This is a genomic window from Bradyrhizobium sp. UNPA324, from assembly GCF_006658635.1.
In the GTDB taxonomy this organism is placed as follows: domain Bacteria; phylum Pseudomonadota; class Alphaproteobacteria; order Rhizobiales; family Xanthobacteraceae; genus Bradyrhizobium; species Bradyrhizobium nanningense.
This window is the reverse complement of record NZ_LFJD01000004.1, coordinates 5,884,275-5,905,404: the sequence shown is the minus strand read 5'-3', so window position 1 is coordinate 5,905,404 and position 21,130 is coordinate 5,884,275. Positions and strand designations below refer to the sequence as shown.

Below are 21,130 nucleotides of genomic sequence, written 5' to 3'. Positions count from 1 at the left end.
TCTTCTTGCCGGTTTCGCGTGTCGAAACTCGAACGCTCCAGTTCCGTAGTTTAACGCATGTCGCGCGCCGATTGAAACCGTTCAACACGCTCCAAGCATGCGACATTGTCGGAAACTGACGGACAACATCAGCCGAAAGTAGGAACGAGCTGTTCGCAACGCGGCAATTTTTCGCCGATTCCATCTCCGCTCTTGCACCGCTGCAACACTCTTCGCGCGTTCGAAGATGAATCGCGACGCCGCCTGCGTTCATCGCTTGAATTTCACATCACACCGGCTCAAGATCATTTTCGAAAGAAATACTCCGGCATGCAACCGGCTGAGGGGCGGGCCTTATGGACGAACTGATCGGGCGGCTGGCGACAAACGCCAGCATAGACAGTGCTGTCGCTACAAAGACCGTCGGCATCATCCTGGGCTTCCTCCGCAGCGAGGGTCCTCCCGATAGCGTGCAGGCCCTGATTGATCAGATCCCCGGAGCGGAAGCCGCGATCGAGGCATCCAGGAGCGGCGGCGGGCTGTCGCGACTGATGGGCGGCGGCCTGATGGCGGTCGGCACGCGCCTGATGGGCCTGGGGCTCGGCATGTCCGAAATTCAAAACATCGCCCGTGAACTTTTCCGCTACGGCCGAGACAAAATCGGAGCGGATCAGATGGGCAAGATCGTTGCGGGGACGCCGGGCCTCAGCCAGTTCGCCTGAAGCTTTGGCATTTCATATCGAGTATCATGACATATCCGATCTCCGAGATTGAGGGCCTGTCGGTCTTTGCCGCCAACAAGTTGAAGGCGCAGGGTATCCGCACCACCGACGCGCTGCTCGAGGCGGCCGGCACGGTAAAGGGCCGCAAGGCGCTTTCCGCCAAAACCGGTATCAGCGAGCAGCTGCTGCTGGAATGGGCCAACGTGTCCGACTACATGCGCATCCCCGGCATGGGCCGGGCCAAGGTCGGCCTGGTCCGCGCCGCCGGCGTCACCACCGTGCGCGAGCTCGCCTATCGGAATCCGGCAAGGCTCACCCAAAGCATGCGCGACGCCAACGAGAAGAAGAAGCTGCTCCGCATCCTTCCTTCCGAGAAGTCGGTCGGCGACATCATCGCCAAGGCGAAGAAGCTGCAACCGAAGATCACGTATTAGGACGGTTCTGTCCCGCCGCGTTCGTGCCCCGGACGCAGCGCAGCGCTTCTTCAGCGATGCGCTGCAGAGCCGGGATCGAGGCTGTTGCGTGGTATGGGTCCCGGCTCTGCGCAGCAACGCCAAGGGCATTGCAGCGCGTCCGGGACACGAGAGACGGGGCGTAACGCGCGGCGTTTGTCCCAGGTCACGCCCCCATCCCGCCTTGAACTCCCCCTCCCCGCCCGCTAAAGCGGGCGCCATGAACGCCTCGCCCTCCCCATCCGTCCCGCCGGCCGGCTCGGCCGGGCCTGATGTGCTGCGGACCCTGCTGGGACGGCCGATCCCGGCTTTGATGGGCGTGCTCAACGTCACCCCGGACTCTTTCTCCGACGGCGGCGAGTTCATCGCGCCTGAGCAGGCGCTCGCACGGGCGCGGGCGATGATTGACGCCGGCGTCGACATCATCGACATCGGGGCCGAGTCCACCCGGCCCTACAAGGGTGCCCGGCCGGTCACGGCGGAGGACGAGCTCGCCCGGCTGAAGCCGGTGCTGGCAGGCGTGGTGGCTCTCGGCGTGCCGGTCTCGATCGACAGCATGAAGGCCGAGGTGGTGGCCTTCGCGCTCGATCAGGGCGCGGCAATCGCCAACGACGTCTGGGGCCTGCAGCGCGACGCCGCCATGGCGCCGCTGGTGGCCGCAAGAGGCGTCCCCGTCATCGTCATGCACAACCGCGACGACGCCGATCCCGCCATCGACATCATCACGGACATGAAGACCTTCTTCCTGCGCTCGCTCGATATCGCCGCCAAGGCCGGCATCGCGCGCGACAGAATCGTGCTCGATCCCGGCATCGGCTTCGGCAAGACCGCCGAGCAGAGCATGACCGCGCTGGCGCGGTTACGCGAATTCGAGATGTTCGGCCTGCCAATCCTGGTCGGTGCCTCGCGCAAACGCTTCATCGCCTCGGTGTCGCCGTCGGAGCCGAAAGAGCGGCTCGCCGGCTCGATCGCCGCGCATCTGATCGCCGCGCAGCGCGGTGCCAAGATCATCCGGACCCATGACGTCGCCGAGACCTTGCAGGCCTTGCGGGTCGCGCATGCAATCGAGGGCAAGCAATGACCGATACGATCTTCGTCACCGGCCTGTCGATCCATGCCCGCCACGGCGTGATGGATCACGAGACCGAAGTCGGCCAGCGCTTCGTCATCGATCTCGAACTCTATACCGACCTGTCGGAGCCCTCGCGCAGCGACCGGCTGGCCGATACGGTGTCCTACGCCGACGTCGTGGCGACGACGACGGCGGCGTTCAAGAACACCAATTACAAGCTGTTGGAGCGTGCGGCCGGCGCGGTGGCCGATGCCATCCTGTCGCACTTCCCGCGCATCCGCGCCGTGAAGATCACCGTGCACAAGCCGCATGCGCCGATCGCCGCGATCTTCGACGACGTCGGCATCATGCTGACGCGCTCGCGGCATCCTTAAGATGGCGAGCGTCTTGATCGCGCTCGGCGGCAATGTCGGCGATGTCCGCGCGACGTTCCGCAAGGCGATCGCCCATATCTGCGGCATGGCGCAAGGCGCACTGATCGCGCGCTCCTCCGACTACGCAACGCCGCCCTGGGGCGACGAGGATCAGGCTCCCTTCATCAATGCATGCATCGAGATCGAGACCGGCCTCGATCCCCATGCGCTCTTGTTCGTGCTGCAGAAGGTCGAGCAGAAATTCGGCCGTATCAGGGACAAGGCGCGGCGCTGGGGCCCGCGCACGCTCGATCTCGACATGATCGCCTATGACGACGTCTCCTTGCAGAAGCCCGACCTGACCCTGCCGCATCCGCGCCTGTTCGAGCGCGCTTTCGTGCTGGTGCCGCTGGCCGAAATCGCGCCCGACCGCGTGATCTCGGGCATTCGTGTGCGTGACGGGCTCGCCAGCGTCTCGACGCAAGGCATTGAGCGGCTTCCGGATACCGGTTAACCAAAAACAACCGTTTGCAGGGACGGTCCGCCGTGGCAATTTCGCCTGCGAATAACGAGACGTTTGGGAGCCCCTCGCCGCATGACCTCCATGACTGACGACCTGCCGCTGGCGGCGGATTTTCCCAAGGCGACCGTCGAAGACTGGCGCAAGCTGGTCGACGGCGTGCTGAAGGGCGCGCCGTTCGAGAAGCTGGTCGGCAAGACCTATGACGGTATCAAGATCGAACCGCTCTATCCGCGCGCCAAGGGCGTTGCGCCCGTGGTGGGGCGGCCGGCCGCCGCGCCCTGGCAAATCATCCAGCGGATCGACCATCCCGATGCAGCGCTCGCGAATGCTCAGGCGTTGCAGGATCTGGAGAACGGCGCGACGGGGCTTGCGCTGGTGTTCGCCGGCGCCAATAGCGCGCGCGGCTTCGGTCTGGAACCTTCGGCGGAGGCGGTTGCAAAGATCCTGAAGGACATTCATCTCGATGCCGGCATTGGCATCGAGCTCGAGGTCGGACCGCAATCACGGATGGCCGCGATCCATGTCGCGGAATATGTGAAGGCCCAAAGCCTCGAACCCGCAGCGTGCAACATCCGCTTCGGGCTCGATCCGCTCGCGGCCGGCGCGGTGTGGGGCTACAGTCCCTATACCTGGGACGAAATCGCGCCCGCCGTCACCGGTGCCATCAAGGGGCTCTCCACGCTCGGCTTCAAGGGACCGTTCGCGTCCGCCGACGGGCGCGTGATCCACGATGCCGGCGGCTCCGAGGTGCAGGAGCTCGCCTTCGTGCTCGCCTGCGGCGTCGCCTATCTGCGCGCCATCGAAGGCGCCGGTATTCCCCTCGAGCAGGCGCAGGGTATGGTCTATGCGCGGCTTTCCGCGGACGCCGACCAGTTCTTGACCATGGCCAAATTTCGCGCGCTGCGGCTGTTGTGGGCGCGGATCGAAAGCGCGTGCGGGCTGACGCCGAAACCGCTGTTCATCGCTGCCGATACGGCCTGGCGCATGCTGACGCAGCGCGATCCTTACGTGAACATGCTGCGCGCGACCATCGCGACGTTCGGCGCCGGGCTCGCCGGCGCCAACGCGATCACGGTGCTGCCGCATACGCTGGCGCTCGGCCTGCCCGATCCGTTCGCGCGGCGCGTGGCGCGCAACACGCAGCTCTTGCTGCTGGAAGAAAGCAATTTCGCCAAGGTCAGCGATCCCGCAGCGGGCGCCGGCGGCATCGAGACGCTGACCGCGCAGCTTTGCGAGGCCGCCTGGGCTCTGTTCCAGGAGAGCGAGAGGGCCGGCGGCGCCTTCGCCGCGCTTCAGCAAGGCCTGTTCCAGAGCAAGGTCGCGGCCGCGCGAAAAGCGCGCGACGCCAACATCGCAAAACGCCGCGACGTGCTGACCGGCGCCAGCGAGTTTCCGAACCTGCACGAGAGCGAAGCCAATGTCCTGAAGGCGACGCCGGTCGCGCTCGCGCCTTACGGCGAGCAGAAATACAAGTTCGATCCGCTGCTGCCGATCCGGCTTGCGGAACCGTTCGAGGCACTGCGCGACAAATCCGACGAGGCGCTCAAGTCGCGCGGCGCGCGGCCAAAAGTGTTTTTGGCCAATCTCGGCACGCCAGCCGATTTCACGGCGCGCGCGACCTTTGCCAAGAGCTTCTTCGAGGCCGGCGGCATCGAGGCCACGGACAGCGAGAGCTTTGCCGATCCGACCAAGCTGGCGGACGCCTTCAAAGCCTCCGGCGCCGAGCTCGCCTGCCTCTGTTCCAGCGACAAGGTCTATGCGGAACACGCCGAAGCTGCGGCCAAGGCCCTGCAAATCGCGGGCGCGCGACATATCTATCTGGCGGGCCGTCCGACGGAGGCCGAGGCGACGCTGCGGGCGGCCGGCGTCACGGGTTTTGTCTTCGCCGGAGGCGATGCGCTTGCCACGCTGCAGGACGCCTACCGACGGATGGAGCAGCCATGACCGACACCAGCAAACCCGTTCTGACCGGCGGCTGCCAATGCGGGGCGGTGCGCTTCGCAATCATGACGGCGCCGAACCGGGTCTCGATCTGCCACTGCCGCATGTGCCAGAAGGCGGCCGGCGCGCCCTTCGCCTCCTTTGCCGACATCAACAAGACCGACTTTGCCTGGACCAAGGGGAAGCCGTCGTTCTTCCGCTCCTCCAGCATTGCCGAGCGCGGCTTTTGCGCCGCCTGCGGCACGCCGCTGAGCTTCGGCCGCATCGACGGCGACCGGATCGAGATCATGACCGGCGCCTTCGATCACCCCGACCGGGTGATCCCGACGCGGCAGTTCGGCACCGAATCCCGCCTCGGCTGGGTCGTCGGCATCGCCAATTTGCCGAGCCAGACCACGCAGCAGAATTACGGACCGGAGAAGATGGCGACCATCGTCAGCCATCAGCATCCGGACCATGATTGATGATATGGTTGAAGCCATGAGCCGCATTCCTGATTTCGCCGATGTCGCCTTCGAGCGCGCCGCCACCACAGCGCCTGCCGGCAGCGCCGAGCCGTGGCTGACGCCGGAGGGAATCCTGGTGAAGCCCGCCTATGGCGAGGCTGATCTTGCCGGGCTCGATTTCCTCGAGACCTATCCGGGCATCGCGCCCTATCTGCGCGGCCCCTACCCGACCATGTATGTCAATCAGCCCTGGACGGTCAGGCAATATGCCGGCTTCTCCACGGCGGAGGATTCCAACGCGTTCTACCGCCGCAATCTCGCGGCGGGCCAGAAAGGCCTCTCGGTCGCCTTCGATCTTGCGACCCACCGCGGCTACGACTCTGATCATCCGCGCGTCGGCGGCGATGTCGGCATGGCCGGCGTTGCCATCGATTCCATCTACGACATGCGCACGCTGTTCGCAGGGATTCCGCTCGACCAGATGAGCGTGTCCATGACCATGAACGGCGCGGTGCTGCCGGTCCTCGCACTCTACGTCGCCGCGGCCGAGGAACAGGGCGTGCCGCCGGAGAAGCTGTCGGGCACCATTCAGAACGACATCTTAAAAGAGTTCATGGTGCGCAACACCTATATCTATCCGCCCGCGCCCTCGATGCGGATCATCTCGGACATATTTGCGTACACCTCGCAAAAGATGCCGAAATACAATTCGATCTCGATCTCCGGCTATCACATGCAGGAGGCCGGCGCGACGCAGGACCTCGAACTCGCTTATACGCTCGCCGACGGCGTCGAATATTTGCGCGCCGGCCTTGCCGCGGGCCTCGACGTCGACCGCTTCGCGCCGCGCCTTTCGTTCTTCTGGGCGATCGGCATGAACTTCTTCATGGAAGTTGCCAAGCTGCGCGCCGCGCGTCTGCTCTGGGCGAAACTGCTCAAGCCCTTCAACCCGAAAGACCCGCGCTCGCTGTCGCTGCGCACCCATAGCCAGACCTCGGGCTGGTCGCTGACCGCGCAGGATGTGTTCAACAACGTGATGCGCACCACCGTCGAGGCGATGGCGGCGACGCAAGGCCACACCCAGTCGCTGCACACGAATGCGCTCGATGAGGCGCTGGCGCTTCCGACCGATTTCTCGGCGCGCATCGCCCGCAACACCCAGCTGTTCCTGCAGCAGGAGAGCGGCACCACCCGCATCATCGATCCCTGGGGCGGCTCGTATTATGTCGAGCGGCTGACGCGGGACCTCGCGGCGAAGGCCTGGGCCCACATCCAGGAGGTCGAGGAGCTCGGCGGCATGGCGAAGGCGATCGAGGCCGGCCTGCCGAAGCTGCGCATCGAGGAGGCTTCCGCCAAGACGCAGGCGCGGATCGATGCCGGCAAGCAGGCCGTGATCGGCGTCAACAAGTACAGACCGACCGACGAGGTCCCGATCGACATCCTCAAGGTCGACAACACCAATGTCCGGCGCTTGCAGATCGACAAGCTGACGCGGCTGAAAGCCGAGCGCAACCAGAAGGACGTCGATGCCGCGCTGGCCGCGCTGACGCGCTCGGCCGGCGAAGGCAACGGCAATCTGCTGGCGCTCGCCATCGACGCGGCGCGGGCCAAGGCGACCGTCGGCGAAATCTCCGACGCGATGGAGAAGGTGTTCGGCCGCCACCGCGCCGAAATCAAATCCATCACCGGCGTCTACAAGCGGGAGGCGTCCAGCATGGGCAACCAGGTCGAGAAGGTTCAGGCGCTGATCGACGCTTTCGAGGAAGCCGAAGGCCGCCGCCCGCGCATCCTGGTCGCCAAGATCGGCCAGGACGGCCACGACCGCGGCCAGAAGGTGATCGCCTCGGCGTTTGCCGATATCGGCTTCGACGTCGACATCGGACCGCTGTTCGCGACCGCCGATGAGGCCGCGCGCCAGGCGGTCGAGAACGACGTGCACATCCTCGGCGTCTCTTCGCTCGCCGCCGCCCACCTCACCGCGGTGCCCGAGCTGAAGGCCGCGCTGAAGAAGCACGGCCGCGACGACATCATGATCATCGTCGGCGGCGTGGTGCCGCCGCAGGATTACGACGCGCTCTACACGGCCGGCGCAGAGGCGATCTTCCCGCCGGGCACCGTGATCGCGGACGCGGCCGAGGAGCTGATCCGCAAGCTGAATGCCCGGCTCGGGCACAGCGAGGCGGCATAGCCGGAATACAAGCTCACCCGAGCGCTCGTCCGAATATGACTAGCAGGCAGCAATCATGTCGACCCTAGATCGAATTCGTCATGAGATAGATCACATGCGCGTTCAGGTCGGACGTCACCGTAGGGAAGCGTCTCGACTGCGACATGCAGGAATAGATGTGGGCGCAACGGAAGCGCTCATCGGCAAGATACAGGCGAAAATTCAAGAATTATGCTCTGAGAGAGATGAGCTGAGAAAGATGCAACCGAGTCCGACAAAGGGTAGGGTCGGTCGTCGGAAATGGTGAATCCGAGAGCTGGCGCAGGGTAGAAGTTACGGTGCCAGCGCTTTGTCCATAGCTCTGCCGGAATACGCGGCAGAGTTGCCTCAGGTCTGCGCACTTCGATCAGAGCAGTTCGACCCTAGCCGCAACAAAATCATCTCCTCTCGCGGTACCGGCTAGCGAAAAAAGAGCCTTGCGTCCGTGGGCCACAGCATAAAATGCTGCTTGGTCATGCGAGGCGTGACGACTTTGAACATTAATGCCGAAGGGACAGCGCAACTATGATCACACAATTGAAGCCCGCGGCGGAGGCATGAATAAACGGTCCTCGCCAAATAGGGAGTGAGAAGATGAAGCTTAAGCACGTCTATCTTACCGCTCCGGAACCTGAAGCACTGGCCCGCTTTTACGAAGCACTTGGATTGACGATCCGCTTTGCTGACCGCGGCAAGTGGATTCAGTTCGTAGGAGATAAGGCCGCCTTTTGCTTAGCAAGCCCTGCGGAATCCGTGTCCGAGCAGTCTCGGAATGCTGTGGTTGTATTCGAGGTGGAGGATATGGACGCTGCGCTTGAGCGAGCGCGGGCGGAGGGCGCTGAGCTCGTCGGTGAAGTTCGGGAGATGGGGGCGCATGGCCGGGTGGCCCATTTGAAAGATCCGCAACGCAACACAATTCAGTTCTTTCAGGCTGTGGTCAAGAAGGGCGTCTAACCCGCTTTATGAATTAGATTCGGTTCGATTTATCGGGGAAACCTATCACCATGAACTTCCGAGTGTCGCCCATGCCTAGTCAAGAAATCTCCGCGTTCAGTAGCAAGGAATTCCGGAGCGCAATGCGCAACGTGCCGGGTGCAGTGTCTATCGTAACTACGGGGGTGCATCCTGGCAGGCACGGTTTGACGCTGACGGCCGGCTGCTCATTGTCGACCGAGCCATCGAGCGTGCTGGTCTGCGTGAACAAGTCGGCTGGCGGTCACGATACGATAAAGCAGAGCGGATCATTCTGCTGGAATATTCTCGCGGCGGATCACGCCGAGCTGGCAAGAAAGTTCTCCGGACAGGACGGCAGCAAGGGTGACATACGCTTTACCGACGGTTTGTGGCGCGAACTGATTACGGGATCGCCAAGTTTGATCGATGCGATTTGTAGCTTCGATTGCCGACTGACTGACTCTCACGATGCTGGCAGTCATACGATCTTCGTCGGTGAGGTGGTCGCACAAGCGATAAACGCCGATCGCGACCCCCTTGTCTATGTGAATGGCGAATTCACAGTACCGAAGCGTTAGAACTCCGACTGGTTCGGGGAACGTGTTTGAGGCATGGAGCGGATACTAACACCGCTAAAATGAACCGATGTTTGTAGCCAATAAAGGTCAATTCTGGAGCAAGGTTGCGGCGATGAGCGTTGAGGAGACCAGGCGGAAAGCCATTAGCGAAGTCATCTCGATTTGGAGCGACGGACGCGAGGCGCCAGCCGCGCCTTCGGGCATCCCAATGTCTTGGCTGCGGTGTCCACTCGTACCGCTCGTTGCTCACTAATGTTGTCACTCTGGCTCAACGTTCTTGCGAGCGGCATTCTGCTTGGTCTCGTTTATGGCTTGGTGGCGCTGGGGTTGACCATCATATTCGGCGTGATGCGGGTGGTAAACTTCGCTCACGGTGAGATGGTCGTCTTCGGGGTCTATATCGGATACTGGGCGGTCCGTCTTTGGGACGCCCCGATCATCGTAGCGGCGGCAATAGCTGCGGTCGTCATGTTCTTTTTCGGGTACCTCCTGGAAGCCCTGATAGTGAAGCGGTTCGTCAACCGGCCCCATCATTACCAATTCATTGTATTCATCGGTCTATCGCTGCTCTTCAGCGGCGTCCTTCTGGTCGCCTTCGGGCCTGACCCGCGTCCGAGCGCTTCTCTACTATCGTTTCGCACTGTATCACTCGGCTTCGTGACGCTCGATCTGGCGAGATTGCAGGCGGCGATAACCGCGGGTGTGCTTATCGCTCTGCTGGGAGTATACCTCCGGTTTTCCTCGCTTGGCCGGGCGTTGCGAGCGGCCGCAGACAACCGGTTGGGAGGGCTTGTCGTTGGATTGAACATTCCACGGGTCTACGCGGTGACGTTCGGAATTGGTGCTGCCTGCGCCGGTGTAGCCGGGGCGCTGATATCTCCTCTGTTTGATGCCCAACCCTATCTCGCCGTTGACTTCACGCTTCTTGCTTTCGTGACGGTCATTGTCGGTGGTCTCGGCAGCTTCAGCGGAGCGCTGCTGGGAGGCCTTGTTATCGGCGTTGCCGAGGCAATTGCGGCACTAATGTTCACCCCGTCGATGAAGACGGCGCTTCCCTATGCGCTCCTCATCATCATCCTGATTTTCCGTCCGAGAGGGTTCTTCGGTGCAAAAGAGATTTGACGGCGGGCCTGAAATAAAGCGGTGGCTCGCGGGAGCGATGGTCTTCATCGTTCTTGCGTTCGTGGGCTCTTCTGCAGATCCGTACTTTATCTCACTGATGACGATCGTGTTGCTATTCACTTTCCTGGGGCAGTCCTGGAACTTGATGCTCGGCATCGGCGGCCAACTATCGATTGGCCATGCGCTTTTTGTCGGGCTAGGTGCCTATTCGGTTGGCGTCCTCTACGTAAAGTACGGAATCTCGCCGTGGATTGGCCTCTTCCTTGGAATGATCATTGCCGGATCAGTCGGTGCGGCATTGGCCTGGTTGAGCTTCCGCTTCGAAGTGCGCGGAATCTATTTCGCGCTGCTGACGATTGCGGCTGCGGAGTTTGCCAGGATCATGTTCAGTGGATGGGAATTCGTTGGCGCAATGCAGGGGCTGTTCTTTCCGGCGCCAACTGGCGCGATCGAATTCTCAATGCTCCGGGGAGGAGCCCGCTTCTATTACTTTGTCGCGCTCGCACTGGCCGCGCTGGGAATTATAGGAACCGAACTCATTTCACGATCCTACCTCGGATACGTGTGGCGAGCGATGCGAGACGATGAACCGGCCGCACGAGCGCTGGGCGTCCGCACTTTCCGGCACAAGATTCTTGTGATCTCTGTATCCGCCGCAGCGGCCGCGGCCGGCGGTGGGGTTCTGGGACTCGTGCAAGGGTCGATATTCCCGGACTCGATCATGGGTATGGGGCTCTCTGTTGATGTGCTGATCGGACCTGTGGTCGGTGGGCTGGGGACGACGTTCGGTCCTCTGATTGGCTCGCTTGCCGCGATCCCTCTGAACCATTTGATGAGTGCCATCGGCGACAATCTTCGGATTCCGGGGCTGAACAATATCGCTTACGGTATTGTCCTCATTTTGGTCGTCTGGTTTCTGCCAGATGGCATCTGGCCGGCGATCGTGCGTCTCTGCAAAGCAATTCAGGCGCCATCCCGACTGTGGTTGCCGCATCTGAGGAAGGCCGAGGAATGACGGCTTTATTGGAAGTAAAGAACCTCTCTCGATCGTTTGGGGGATTGGTTGCGGTCAAGGACGTCAACTTCACGCTAGAGGCCGGACGTATTACTGCGCTCATTGGGCCGAATGGTGCGGGAAAGACGACCTGTTTCAACCTTGTCGCCGGCTCCCTGAGCCCGACCAGCGGGCAGGTGTTCTTCGAAGGACGCCAGATCGACAGTACCCCTCCGGAAATTGTCTGCAGGATGGGTATCGCAAGAACATTTCAAATCGTTCGACCAATGCGTGATATGTCCGTGCTCGAGAACGCAATGGTGGGCGCCTTCAGCTGGACCAAAAGCGTAATGGAAGCCAAATCGAAAGCCTACGAATCCCTTGAAAGCGTCGGACTCGCCGGCAAGGCCAATGCGCGGACGGACCAGCTAACGCTTCCGGATCGGAAAATGCTGGAGACGGCGAAGGCCTTATCCACCCGGCCAAAACTGCTGTTGCTGGATGAAGTAATGGCGGGCCTTCGACCGACAGAAGCGGCGGGTGTCGTCCGAGTGCTGCAGACACTTGCCGAAGGCGGCCTGACGATCCTCCTGGTCGAACACGTCATGCGGATCGTGATGGAAGTCGCGTCGAACGTCGTCGTACTTCATCACGGTGCCAAGATCGCGGAGGGAAGTCCCGCAGAAGTGGTTGCCGATCAGAAGGTTCTTGATAGCTATCTAGGGGCAGGCTTCCATGCTTGACGCGGCGCTCTTATCGATTGACGGGCTCTCTGTTGCCTACGACGGATCGAGCGCATTAAACGGCGTCTCGCTGCAGATCCGCAAAGGAGAGTTGATCTGCGTCGTTGGGGCGAATGGTGCAGGGAAAACGTCGCTCATCAGATCGATCTCGGGTATAGTACGATCTTCAAGTGGCACCGTAAAAATGAACGGCGTCAATATTACTGGGCTGCCCCCATGGGAGATATGCGAACGCGGTATAGCGCAGGTCGCCGAGGGCCGACAGATTTTCGGCAGCCTCTCTGTCGAGGAAAATCTTCTGCTAGGCGGATCACTGAAGCGCGCGAAGGCCTATCAGTTCGAGACGCTTGAGTTCGTCTACCAACTGTTTGAGAGACTACGGGAGCGTAGACGGCAACTGGCCGGGACGCTATCCGGGGGCGAACAGCAGATGTTGGCGATCGGACGTGCGATCATGTCGAAGCCCGAAATGGTTATGTTCGACGAGCCGTCGATTGGGTTATCGCCTGCACTGACAGACGTGATGTTTGGCGTAGTGAAATCGCTCCACGAGCAAGGGATTACAGTGCTGCTGGTCGAACAGAACGTGGCGAAATCGCTTGCCTTGAGCAATCGCGGCTATGTCCTGGAGAATGGTTCAATCGTACTGCACGGATCGAGTCAAGAATTGCTCAACAATTCCGAGATTCAACGCGCATATCTCGGAATGTAGCGGAGCTGTGGCGCAAATTGCGCCGAGCACTGTGTGCTCTCTCTCTTACTTAACGGTCCCTCGGACCAGCGGAATTGCAAGCCGTCTAAGCAGATAATGCCGCAATGTGCCGCCGGGGCAACCTTTTGTGTTGATGCCTGCCGACGATGAAGCGGTGTACAGCAATCAATTCCGAGGTACGTCACCTAGGCTCTACTCATGATACAGAATGATGCCCTCTTAATCGATCGCCAACTTGACCTGGTCACACTGACTATGAATAGGCCACCGGCAAACGCGTTGAACAACGAACTAGTTGAGCGCTTGCTGGATGCCTTTCGGGCGCTTGCCTGCCAGGCGATGCCGCCAGGTATTGTTTTGACTGGTCAGGGTACCCGGTTCTTCAGTGCAGGCGGCGACATAAAGGAAGTGACGGGCATCGAGATATCCCGGCCTCGTATGAGGTCGTTCCATGCGCTCCTTTGCGAGATGGAGCGATATCCGGCGCCGCTTGTGTGTGCCGTCCGAGGTTACGCTGTCGGCGGCGCGTTGGAATTTCTTCTGCACGCCGATTACGTGATCGCGAATGGCGAGTGTAAGATCGGTTTCCCGGAAATCAACCATGGTCTCTTGCCCGCGGCCAAAGGCATGCGGAAGGCAGTGCAGAAACTGGGACTTCGTGATGCGCGAGCGCTGCTATATTGGGGCGAGCTGGTCGATGCAAGGAAAGCACTCGAGATCGGAGCAATCGACGAGATTACAGCGACTTCGGACGTGACGTCGCGGGCGTTAGAAGAGTGTAAGTACCTTCGCGGAAAGGATCAAAGGCTATTTGCGGCCATCAAGCGCTCGCTGAACCTGACGGAACAGATGGACGACGCCTCCCTTGAGGCGATGACAATTGAGGATCTTGGGGCCTACCTGACGGGAGACAGTTCGGCAGATGCGCGGGCCCGATTTCTGTCGAAAAACGCAAAGTAGGCATCGATGACCGAGTTCGCTTCTTCTGATGAAGTTCGACTGGAGTTGATGAATTTCGAGCAGGTGTCGGCGGCCCTGGCGCGGGGGACGTCGACGATCCTGGTACCGTGCGGGGCCGTCGAGCAACATGGACCGCATCTTCCTCTTTGCATGGATGCCGACCACGCTGATGCGCTCGCATCTAAGGTGGTACGGCATCTTGGAAATGCTTTGATCGCACCGACAATCAAGGTCGGCTGCTCAGCTCACCATCTCGTATTTCCCGGCACCATCTCCCTTCGTCCTGAAACGTTCGAAGCGATCTGCCTCGACTACTGCACAAGTCTCGCTCGGCACGGCTTCAAGCGGATCCTGCTGTTCTCGGGACACATCGGTAATTTTCCAATCCTGCGCGACATGCTTCCTCGATTGAAGCAGGCCATTCCCGAAGACGTCGAGATCGACGCATTCTCCGATTCGATCGCCTGGATCGACAGGTGGCGAAGCGCCGTCAAAGAGGCCGGCGCAAACCCAGATGCGGTCGGCGGGCATGCCGACATAGCGGAGACGTCTCTCATGCTGTATCTGCGTCCCGACAGCGTGCGGCCGGATCGGTTCGAGGCGGGGCACCTTGGCGCGCTGTCTGAAGAGCAACTTCGATCCATGTGGAGAAACGGCGTCAAATCGGTCACTGCCAACGGCATCATTGGCGATCCGCATGGGTCGACTGCGGCAATTGGCGAGCGATGTCTTGAGGCGATAACCGAGCTCCTCGTCGCGTCCTTTGCCAAATAGACCGGCTCGTATCGAGCGCATCCCGCTCTTCGAGCACTGTCCCCAAGTAAATCGCCACGTCGTTGCGACGAAGGACGGCGATGTCCTGAGACATGACGCGGTTCGGCTGCGTACAGCACAAAATTTGGAAAGTTGCGTAGCGAGACCCTGCATTCGGACGAAAATATTGCTGTGCTTATGAAATGTTAGGCCATCTCGAAACTCCCTGAGGATTAAGAAGATGGCACTTACGTTCGGGTTTTGGTCGGAGCAGGAAACCCAGGTCGGGCAGAGTTATGCGCGCCGACTCCATGAGCTGGTGGACGAGGTGCGCCTCGCAGAAAAAGTGGGGTTCGATTGCGCCTCGCTCTCCGAACAACACGTCGCATTGGGCGGCATTTCGAGCTCGGCGCCAGAGGTGGTCTATGGCTATCTCGCTGCCGTCACCTCGCGCATCAAGCTGAGGCCGGCGGTCACTTTGATGCCGCAGAAGATCAATCACGCCTTGCGGACCGCGGAGCGCTTGGCGGTGACGGACATTCTCTCGAACGGTCGCATGGAGTTCTACGCCGGTCGAGCCAATACCACCATCGCGATGCGCGCGTTCAACGTTGATCCGGGTGAGACGCTCGCTCAAATGGAGGAGGGGATCGCGCTTCTGAAGAAATCGATGCGCGAAGACATCTTCACCTTCGAGGGCAAGTACTACCAGGTTCCGCCGCGAATGCTTGTCCCGAAGCCCCTGCAGAAGCCCCATCCGGTCATCGGCATCGCTGCCACGAGCGAACGCAGTCACAGCTGGGCTGGCGCCGAAGGCCTCGCTGTAATGAGCAATTCGATCTACCAGGGATGGGAGGTCCAGGAAAAGCTGCTCAACTCCTATCGTCGATCCTGGAAGCGTGACGAGCTTGGGCCGCTCGAGCGCCCACGCATCGGCATTCCGCTCTTTTTCGGGATTGGTCCTACGGATCAGAAGGCGAAGGAAGACTACGCCGAGCCGTTGATGAATTATGCGAAGATCTCGACCGACGCTTATCCGCGCTTGGCAAAGATTGCCGATGATTACGCGTACATGAGCGAGAGCGTACCCGCCATGGAGCGCGCCGCGAAGGACTGGGACTATCTGCTCAATCACTCGGCAACTACGGTTTGCGGAAGCCCCGATACCGTCATTCGACAGATCGAAAAGTTCCAGGCATTGGGCATTGATGAGGTCCTTCTGCATCTGGACTCCGTAAATCACGAGAAGATCATGGAAGCGATTGAAATGGTCGGGCGCTACGTCATCCCGCACTTCAATGACAGAAACAATGTCGTGCGGCCGACGGAGGAGATCCTCGGCCAGATTCGCGCCATGCGGCCGCAAAAGTAAAGTTTCCAGGAAAACACGGGAGCAGACCAATGTCGAAGCAGGGCTACAAATATCTGATTGTCGAGCGGCGGCCGAGCGGTGTTGCCGTCATAACGATGAACCGCCCGGAAATCCTGAATGCGATCAACTGGGATATGCACCACGAGCTGGAGCGCGTCTTCGTCGAGCTGGACGACGACAAGGCGACACGCGCAATCGTGCTGACGGGCGCCGGGCGCGGCTTCTGTTCCGGTGGCGATCAGAAGACGCTCGACAAGAGCCCGATTCCTTCGCCGACCCGAGGTGGGCGTCATCTGATTCGGAATATGCTGGAAGTCGAAGTCCCGATCGTTGCTGCAGTCAACGGCGTTGCTGTCGGTCTGGGCGCGACGCTAGCGCTATTTTGCGATGTCATCTTCGCAAGTCCAACGGCACGGTTCGCCGATACGCATGTCACGGCGGGTGTCGTCGCAGGCGACGGAGGGGCTGTGATCTGGCCTCTCCTGATGGGGCCTGCCCGTGCGAAACACTATCTCATGACCGGCGAATTCATTTCCGCGGAAAAGGCGGCTTCCATCGGAATGATCAACGATGTCATTTCCGACAGAGACGTCAAGGAGGCCGCGATCGAATACGCTGAGATGCTCGCGAGCGGTCCGAGGGAAGCGATCATTTGGACGAAATACAGCGTCAATAAGATCATCAAGCAATATTCGCACCTATTGCTGGATACGTCGACTGCTCTGGAGACCATCACTTTCGCATCGCCTGAGCGGAGGGATGCGGTCGCCGCGTTCGCCGAAAGGCGCAAGCGTTTCGCGGAGCGGTGAAATGGATGTCGAACACATCACGTCGGGGGCTCAGTTCGCGGATGTCACCATTCCGCAGCTTCTGAGCTCTCGACGAGCGGCGCGGCCGGACGAGATAGCATTCAAGCAGAAGCGCCGGGGCGAATGGACTGCGACAACCTGGAAGCAGTATTCAGATCTGGTCGCCAATTTGGCCGCGGCTCTGCAAAAAGCCGGATTCAAGCACGGTGACCGTGCGGCCATCATGGGAGACGTGTCTCAGGAATGGCTGCTTGCGGACATGGCGACGATCTGCGCCGGCGGGGTTATGGTCGGCGTCTATTTTACGTCATCGCCAGAAGAAGTTGCTTACTACCTCAGCGATTCCGGAGCATCCTTCGTCTTTGTCGGGAGCGAACTTCAACTCAATATTGTCCTGGCGTCAGGCCAGACTGAGAAATTGAGAAACATCATTGTGCTCGACCCAGAGTGGAAGGGGGCGGGCGGCCCAGCGAATGTCGTTCCTCTCCAAGTCTTCTGTGGGGAGACTTCGGTTGACGCGGACGTGTTCCTTAGGGAGCAAGTTGCGAAAGCAAAGGCTAGTGACCTGGCGAGCATAGGGTACACATCCGGCACGACAGGGTTTCCAAAGGGCGCGATGTTGACCCACCTTTCGCTGCTCGCTGGTGCACACTCTGTAACGACATTCAGTTCGAAGTTGCGTTCCGATGCTCATCGCGTGGTGGTGCATCTTCCGATGTCGCATACGGTTGCGCGCGCACAGGCAACGACGTTACCTTTGCTGATTCGGCTGATCCCGTACTTCGGGGAGACGAGCGCTGATTTCGCTCAGACCATCAAGGAAGTGAAGCCAACCTACTTCATGGCTCCGCCGAGGTTCTATCAGAGGTTTGCCACCCAAATCCTCAGCAAGGTTCATTCGGGGTCTGAGAAGCAGAAGCAGGACTACCAATTCGCAATGACGATCGCTCGCAAGGCGCTCGACGACCGTCAGGCCGGCGGTGTGCCCAACCCGTTCATATCCGCCCTGTTCGCCGTCTGCCGGGAACGGATTTTCCGTCCCTTGCTTGCCGAGGTCGGGTTTGAAGAACTCACCGTCACCTATACGTCGTCGGCTGCGATGCCTTCCGAACTCATGTCTCTGTGGCAGCTGTGGGGACTGCAGCTAAAGGAATGTTACGGGCAGACCGAGCTGGTTGGAGCGAACCTGGTCCAGATGGCTGAATGGCCGGAAGCGGGAACCGTGGGCGTCCCCGTGCATGATGCGGCTTGGCAAACTGCCGTTCTTGAAGACGGAGAAATGATCGTCAAAGGTCCCGGGCTCTTTGTCGGGTACTGGAATAAGCCAGAGGAAACGAAGTCGGCCCTCCGCGATGGCTGGCTTTATACCGGCGATATCGTGGAGATTGGGCCGACAGGCCTGTTCAAGCTGGTCGATCGAAAGAAGGAGATCATCAACACATCCAACGGCAAATCGATCAGCCCCACGCAGATCGAGAATGAAATCCGGCACAGTCCCTTTATCTCTGAAGCGGCGGTGATCGGAGAAGGAAAGAAGTATCTGACCGCGTTGATCGAAGTAGATGCGACCGCGACGATGGAGTGGGCCAAATCGCGTGATGTTCGCATTGCTCACTATTCGGATCTGGCGGAGTCAGAGATCGTCGTCCGGATGGTTGAAGGCGAGATTGCCAAAGCAAACGGTCGGCTAGCGAGGGCCGAGCAGATCAAGGCCTTCCGAATACTTCCGGAGGAGCTCTCTCCGGAGAATGGCGTGATGACGCCAACGCGGAAAAAGCGCCGCAAGCAAATAATGGAGCGGTACCGGTCACTGATCGATTCGCTCTATGACGATAGTGAGGAGAACCTGATCAAGACCGAGGTGGGAATATAATCTGATCCGTTTCCGCTTCGTGCGATCATCAAGCTTGCTGAGCGCGTGTCGCAGTTGTGTTCGCGTTGCAGCGCGCTGTCATTCTTAAAGCTTCCGACCAAATCGCCGTAATTTCCATTGTAGTCAACTGAAAGAGACTTCACATGAAGAATCGCATCGGAAACGGGCTTACTCGCCGGACCGTGCTCGGCAGCGGTTTTGGCATCGCCGCAGGGCTTGTATCGTGGCCGGTCAGGGCGGTGGGCCAAGTCAAGGTTAAGATCGGCGCGATCATGCCCAGCAGCGGCGTGTTGGCGTTCCCCGGACAGGCTTGCGTGCGCGGCATTGATCTCGGCGCGAAGTTCGCCAGACAGAAGTACGGTGATGAGATTGAGGTCATTCACGCCGATACGCAGAGTCGGCCGGAAAATGGCCGTATCGCTGCGGAGAACCTGATCCGCCAGGGTTGTACGGTCCTCATCGGCGCCTGGGACTCGGGCGCGACCATCTCGGCGCTTCAGGCCTGCGAAGCAGCGAAGGTCCCGATGGTCGTGCATATCGCCAGCGCGACGCAAGTGACCTCGCAGGGCTTCACTCAGGTCTTCCGTTACTATCCGACGTCGCTGATGATCATTCGTCAGTCGCTGATCGATTTGAAAGCTCTGTTGACGACCCTCAACGGTCCGCCAGCCAGCGCGGTCGTCCTCCACCTCAACAACGTGATGGGGCAGTCGAGCGCCACGAGCATAGCACAGGCCTGGAAAGAGGTCGATCTCCCGATCAAGCTCACTGAGTTCATTCCATACGATGAGAAGGCCAAGGATCTCTCGGTCGAAGTCGCAAAGGCAAAAGCGACCGGCGCTGACATGCTTTTCCCGATCACCCGGGTCAACGACGCCATCATGATCACACGTGAGTGTGTAAAGCAGGGATGGAGCCCGAAAATGATCTACTCGGCGAATTCGAACGGCGTTATCGACAAGGCATATTACGACGCGCTTGGGAAGTACGCTGACGGCGCGATGGCGTCGGCGCTCTACTACAATCCGAAGGCGCCCGATGCGCACAAAATTCTCGAGATGTTCGCGGCCGACTACCCCAATGAATGGCTCGACGCAAATGCGGCATGCGCCTTCGAGGCCGTGCAGATCGTTAGGGACGCGGTAAATCGTGCTGGCTCGTCGGAATCGGGGGCAATTCACGGCGCCCTCAAGCTGACGGAAATGCAGCCAGTCTTGATGTCGTCTGGGACGATCAAATTTGACTCAAGCGGTCAGAACTTGAATTCCGCCGTGGCTCTGCTTCAAGCGCAAAAAGGCAAGCCGCGCGTGGTTTCACCGAGGGCAATTGCCGAAGCAGACCTGGAATATCCGGTGGTGCCCTTCAGCTCACGATAAGGCGCCACGAACCACCGCCCCGGTTCAATGCCGGGGCTGTGTTTCTATGCGTGCTAAGTGAAGGGCTGCTGGCTGCTGAAGCTCGACCGTTCGGCGAGGAAGCGGCGGGGGCTCTTTCCCATTGTCTTCTTGAACATAGTGATGAACGCGCTCGGCGTCTCATAGCCCAGATCGAGCGAAACGGCCTGCACCGACGATCCAGCCGTCAAGCGTTGCAATGCGACCAAGATATGAAGCCGCTGCCGCCAGCGCCCGAATGTCATTCCGGTTTCCTTCAAGACCAGGCGGGCGAAGGTCCGCACACTCATTGCATACCGGGCGGCGAGTTCATCGATGGTGCTACGGTCGCCGGGATCATTGAGCAGTGATGCCGCGAGATGTTGAAGTCGGCTGTCCGTGGAAATTGGCAAGTACATCTGTTCCGTGGACATCTGCACTAATTCGTCGAGCAACACTCGACCGAGTCGGCTCGTCGGTCCTTCAACGGGATAAAGTGGCGGAAATACGGATAGCCGGTGTATCAACTCGCGAACGAGCGACGATATCGTGAATGTGCAGCAAGTGTTTGGAAGCATACTTGCCAGCGGATCGATAAAGACCAGATAGACCTTTCCATGGTCTGACACGCAATTGCTATGCATGACCCCAGGAGGTATCCACACGGCTCCTTGCGGAGGAACGATCCATAACCCACCAGGGGCACGACACATGACTGATCCATGTGAGGCGACGACCAATTGTCCCTTCTTGTGCGAGTGGAGCGGGAGTTCGTCACCATGTTCACCAGTCTCAATGCACATCGAGACGATTGGACGATCGAACTGATCCGGATCTATCGGGTCGTAATTGAGCCTAAGATCCGGCAAATTCATTCTGGCCAGGCTATGATCCATTTCAGATGCGGGTGATGTGCTCATTGAGTTCACTCGTTAATGGATACGGTTCCATCCGTCAGGTGGCGCGAGTGGAGCTCGCTTCGGGAGCCTGCGGGCGACAATAGCCCTTTGCCAAATGATCGTCACGAAAAAGTAATGTGGTCGAAGCGGGTCTAAGCCCTCGGCTCTGCTTTTTCCAACCGCGACATGAGCCGGATGGGCGGGCAGCCGTGCGGCGCGATCCAGCCAGCCGCGACAAAGTGTGCTTTCCGGGTACCTCATTTGCCCTCTCGCACGCGACACGGCAGAGAATGC

General features: G+C 60.0%; 21 protein-coding genes. 20 read left to right on the top strand and 1 reads right to left on the bottom strand.

The genetic code is table 11. The features are described from left to right. The first annotated feature begins 335 nt into the window (after positions 1–335). From UNPA324_RS28290 to UNPA324_RS28195, 20 genes are all read left to right on the top strand, one after another. Positions 336–701, top strand: a complete 366-nt coding sequence (locus UNPA324_RS28290; protein ID WP_141937133.1) for a DUF2267 domain-containing protein — start codon at positions 336–338, stop codon at positions 699–701. Between the two features lie 26 nt (positions 702–727). Further along, entirely contained in the window at positions 728–1,135 is a 408-nt protein-coding gene (locus UNPA324_RS28285; RefSeq protein ID WP_128917137.1) for a DUF4332 domain-containing protein, read from the top strand. A gap of 238 nt (positions 1,136–1,373) precedes the next feature. After that, positions 1,374–2,234, top strand: coding sequence for a dihydropteroate synthase (gene folP / locus UNPA324_RS28280; RefSeq protein ID WP_128917136.1), 861 nt, complete (start codon positions 1,374–1,376; stop codon positions 2,232–2,234). Beyond that, positions 2,231–2,599: a dihydroneopterin aldolase gene (gene folB, locus UNPA324_RS28275; protein ID WP_027533885.1), complete on the top strand. Its 369-nt coding sequence runs from the start codon at positions 2,231–2,233 to the stop codon at positions 2,597–2,599. The genes folP and folB overlap by 4 nt, the downstream gene beginning before the upstream one ends. A 1-nt stretch (position 2,600) precedes the next feature. Then, entirely contained in the window at positions 2,601–3,092 is a 492-nt protein-coding gene (gene folK / locus UNPA324_RS28270) for a 2-amino-4-hydroxy-6-hydroxymethyldihydropteridine diphosphokinase (protein WP_128948011.1), read from the top strand. 81 nt (positions 3,093–3,173) lie between these two features. Next, positions 3,174–5,045: a methylmalonyl-CoA mutase family protein gene (locus UNPA324_RS28265; protein WP_141937131.1), complete on the top strand. Its 1,872-nt coding sequence runs from the start codon at positions 3,174–3,176 to the stop codon at positions 5,043–5,045. Continuing rightward, on the top strand, positions 5,042–5,506 hold the full coding sequence (locus UNPA324_RS28260; protein WP_141937129.1) for a GFA family protein: 465 nt from the start codon (positions 5,042–5,044) through the stop codon (positions 5,504–5,506). Before UNPA324_RS28265 ends, UNPA324_RS28260 begins: the two co-directional genes overlap by 4 nt. A 16-nt stretch (positions 5,507–5,522) precedes the next feature. After that, entirely contained in the window at positions 5,523–7,676 is a 2,154-nt protein-coding gene (gene scpA, locus UNPA324_RS28255; protein ID WP_141937127.1) for a methylmalonyl-CoA mutase, read from the top strand. A gap of 612 nt (positions 7,677–8,288) precedes the next feature. Next, positions 8,289–8,648: a VOC family protein gene (locus tag UNPA324_RS28250; protein ID WP_091890167.1), complete on the top strand. Its 360-nt coding sequence runs from the start codon at positions 8,289–8,291 to the stop codon at positions 8,646–8,648. 122 nt (positions 8,649–8,770) lie between these two features. Beyond that, positions 8,771–9,226 carry a flavin reductase family protein gene (locus UNPA324_RS28245; RefSeq protein ID WP_245471628.1) on the top strand — a complete coding sequence of 152 codons (456 nt, stop codon included), beginning with the start codon at positions 8,771–8,773 and terminating at the stop codon, positions 9,224–9,226. 252 nt (positions 9,227–9,478) lie between these two features. Next, a complete protein-coding gene (locus UNPA324_RS28240; RefSeq protein ID WP_128918401.1) occupies positions 9,479–10,348 on the top strand; it encodes a branched-chain amino acid ABC transporter permease in 870 nt (289 codons plus the stop codon). A gap of 37 nt (positions 10,349–10,385) precedes the next feature. Next, on the top strand, positions 10,386–11,363 hold the full coding sequence (locus UNPA324_RS28235) for a branched-chain amino acid ABC transporter permease (protein WP_128918400.1): 978 nt from the start codon (positions 10,386–10,388) through the stop codon (positions 11,361–11,363). Beyond that, the gene (locus UNPA324_RS28230) at positions 11,360–12,085 is read left to right on the top strand and encodes an ABC transporter ATP-binding protein (RefSeq protein WP_128918399.1); all 726 of its coding nucleotides are present in this window, start codon (positions 11,360–11,362) and stop codon (positions 12,083–12,085) included. The genes UNPA324_RS28235 and UNPA324_RS28230 overlap by 4 nt, the downstream gene beginning before the upstream one ends. After that, positions 12,078–12,797 carry an ABC transporter ATP-binding protein gene (locus UNPA324_RS28225; RefSeq protein ID WP_141937125.1) on the top strand — a complete coding sequence of 240 codons (720 nt, stop codon included), beginning with the start codon at positions 12,078–12,080 and terminating at the stop codon, positions 12,795–12,797. The genes UNPA324_RS28230 and UNPA324_RS28225 overlap by 8 nt, the downstream gene beginning before the upstream one ends. 198 nt (positions 12,798–12,995) lie before the next feature. Next, entirely contained in the window at positions 12,996–13,757 is a 762-nt protein-coding gene (locus UNPA324_RS28220; protein WP_141937123.1) for an enoyl-CoA hydratase/isomerase family protein, read from the top strand. A gap of 6 nt (positions 13,758–13,763) precedes the next feature. After that, the gene (locus UNPA324_RS28215) at positions 13,764–14,531 is read left to right on the top strand and encodes a creatininase family protein (protein WP_128918396.1); all 768 of its coding nucleotides are present in this window, start codon (positions 13,764–13,766) and stop codon (positions 14,529–14,531) included. A 220-nt stretch (positions 14,532–14,751) separates the two neighbouring features. Beyond that, positions 14,752–15,882, top strand: a complete 1,131-nt coding sequence (locus UNPA324_RS28210) for an LLM class flavin-dependent oxidoreductase (RefSeq protein ID WP_128918395.1) — start codon at positions 14,752–14,754, stop codon at positions 15,880–15,882. A gap of 29 nt (positions 15,883–15,911) precedes the next feature. Continuing rightward, entirely contained in the window at positions 15,912–16,691 is a 780-nt protein-coding gene (locus UNPA324_RS28205; RefSeq protein ID WP_128918394.1) for an enoyl-CoA hydratase/isomerase family protein, read from the top strand. Between the two features lies 1 nt (position 16,692). Further along, positions 16,693–18,564: an AMP-dependent synthetase/ligase gene (locus UNPA324_RS28200; RefSeq protein ID WP_128918393.1), complete on the top strand. Its 1,872-nt coding sequence runs from the start codon at positions 16,693–16,695 to the stop codon at positions 18,562–18,564. Between the two features lie 143 nt (positions 18,565–18,707). After that, on the top strand, positions 18,708–19,940 hold the full coding sequence (locus UNPA324_RS28195; RefSeq protein WP_128918392.1) for an ABC transporter substrate-binding protein: 1,233 nt from the start codon (positions 18,708–18,710) through the stop codon (positions 19,938–19,940). Positions 19,941–19,993: 53 nt separating this feature from the next. Here UNPA324_RS28195 and UNPA324_RS28190 read toward each other — a convergent pair whose 3' ends face one another. Continuing rightward, positions 19,994–20,857 carry an AraC family transcriptional regulator gene (locus UNPA324_RS28190; protein WP_245471629.1) on the bottom strand — a complete coding sequence of 288 codons (864 nt, stop codon included), beginning with the start codon at positions 20,855–20,857 and terminating at the stop codon, positions 19,994–19,996. Positions 20,858–21,130: the final 273 nt, after the last annotated feature.

Excerpts from the sequence above, each read along its gene's own strand:
- UNPA324_RS28290 (WP_141937133.1), top strand. The coding sequence starts at position 336 with ATGGACGAACTGATCGGGCGGCTGGCGACAAACGCCAGCATAGACAGT.
- UNPA324_RS28285 (WP_128917137.1), top strand. The coding sequence starts at position 728 with ATGACATATCCGATCTCCGAGATTGAGGGCCTGTCGGTCTTTGCCGCC.
- folP (WP_128917136.1), top strand. The coding sequence starts at position 1,374 with ATGAACGCCTCGCCCTCCCCATCCGTCCCGCCGGCCGGCTCGGCCGGG.
- folB (WP_027533885.1), top strand. The coding sequence starts at position 2,231 with ATGACCGATACGATCTTCGTCACCGGCCTGTCGATCCATGCCCGCCAC.
- folK (WP_128948011.1), top strand. The coding sequence starts at position 2,601 with ATGGCGAGCGTCTTGATCGCGCTCGGCGGCAATGTCGGCGATGTCCGC.
- UNPA324_RS28265 (WP_141937131.1), top strand. The coding sequence starts at position 3,174 with ATGACCTCCATGACTGACGACCTGCCGCTGGCGGCGGATTTTCCCAAG.
- UNPA324_RS28260 (WP_141937129.1), top strand. The coding sequence starts at position 5,042 with ATGACCGACACCAGCAAACCCGTTCTGACCGGCGGCTGCCAATGCGGG.
- scpA (WP_141937127.1), top strand. The coding sequence starts at position 5,523 with ATGAGCCGCATTCCTGATTTCGCCGATGTCGCCTTCGAGCGCGCCGCC.
- UNPA324_RS28250 (WP_091890167.1), top strand. The coding sequence starts at position 8,289 with ATGAAGCTTAAGCACGTCTATCTTACCGCTCCGGAACCTGAAGCACTG.
- UNPA324_RS28245 (WP_245471628.1), top strand. The coding sequence starts at position 8,771 with ATGCGCAACGTGCCGGGTGCAGTGTCTATCGTAACTACGGGGGTGCAT.
- UNPA324_RS28240 (WP_128918401.1), top strand. The coding sequence starts at position 9,479 with ATGTTGTCACTCTGGCTCAACGTTCTTGCGAGCGGCATTCTGCTTGGT.
- UNPA324_RS28235 (WP_128918400.1), top strand. The coding sequence starts at position 10,386 with ATGGTCTTCATCGTTCTTGCGTTCGTGGGCTCTTCTGCAGATCCGTAC.
- UNPA324_RS28230 (WP_128918399.1), top strand. The coding sequence starts at position 11,360 with ATGACGGCTTTATTGGAAGTAAAGAACCTCTCTCGATCGTTTGGGGGA.
- UNPA324_RS28225 (WP_141937125.1), top strand. The coding sequence starts at position 12,078 with ATGCTTGACGCGGCGCTCTTATCGATTGACGGGCTCTCTGTTGCCTAC.
- UNPA324_RS28220 (WP_141937123.1), top strand. The coding sequence starts at position 12,996 with ATGATACAGAATGATGCCCTCTTAATCGATCGCCAACTTGACCTGGTC.
- UNPA324_RS28215 (WP_128918396.1), top strand. The coding sequence starts at position 13,764 with ATGACCGAGTTCGCTTCTTCTGATGAAGTTCGACTGGAGTTGATGAAT.
- UNPA324_RS28210 (WP_128918395.1), top strand. The coding sequence starts at position 14,752 with ATGGCACTTACGTTCGGGTTTTGGTCGGAGCAGGAAACCCAGGTCGGG.
- UNPA324_RS28205 (WP_128918394.1), top strand. The coding sequence starts at position 15,912 with ATGTCGAAGCAGGGCTACAAATATCTGATTGTCGAGCGGCGGCCGAGC.
- UNPA324_RS28200 (WP_128918393.1), top strand. The coding sequence starts at position 16,693 with ATGGATGTCGAACACATCACGTCGGGGGCTCAGTTCGCGGATGTCACC.
- UNPA324_RS28195 (WP_128918392.1), top strand. The coding sequence starts at position 18,708 with ATGAAGAATCGCATCGGAAACGGGCTTACTCGCCGGACCGTGCTCGGC.
- UNPA324_RS28190 (WP_245471629.1), bottom strand. The coding sequence starts at position 20,857 with ATGAGCACATCACCCGCATCTGAAATGGATCATAGCCTGGCCAGAATG.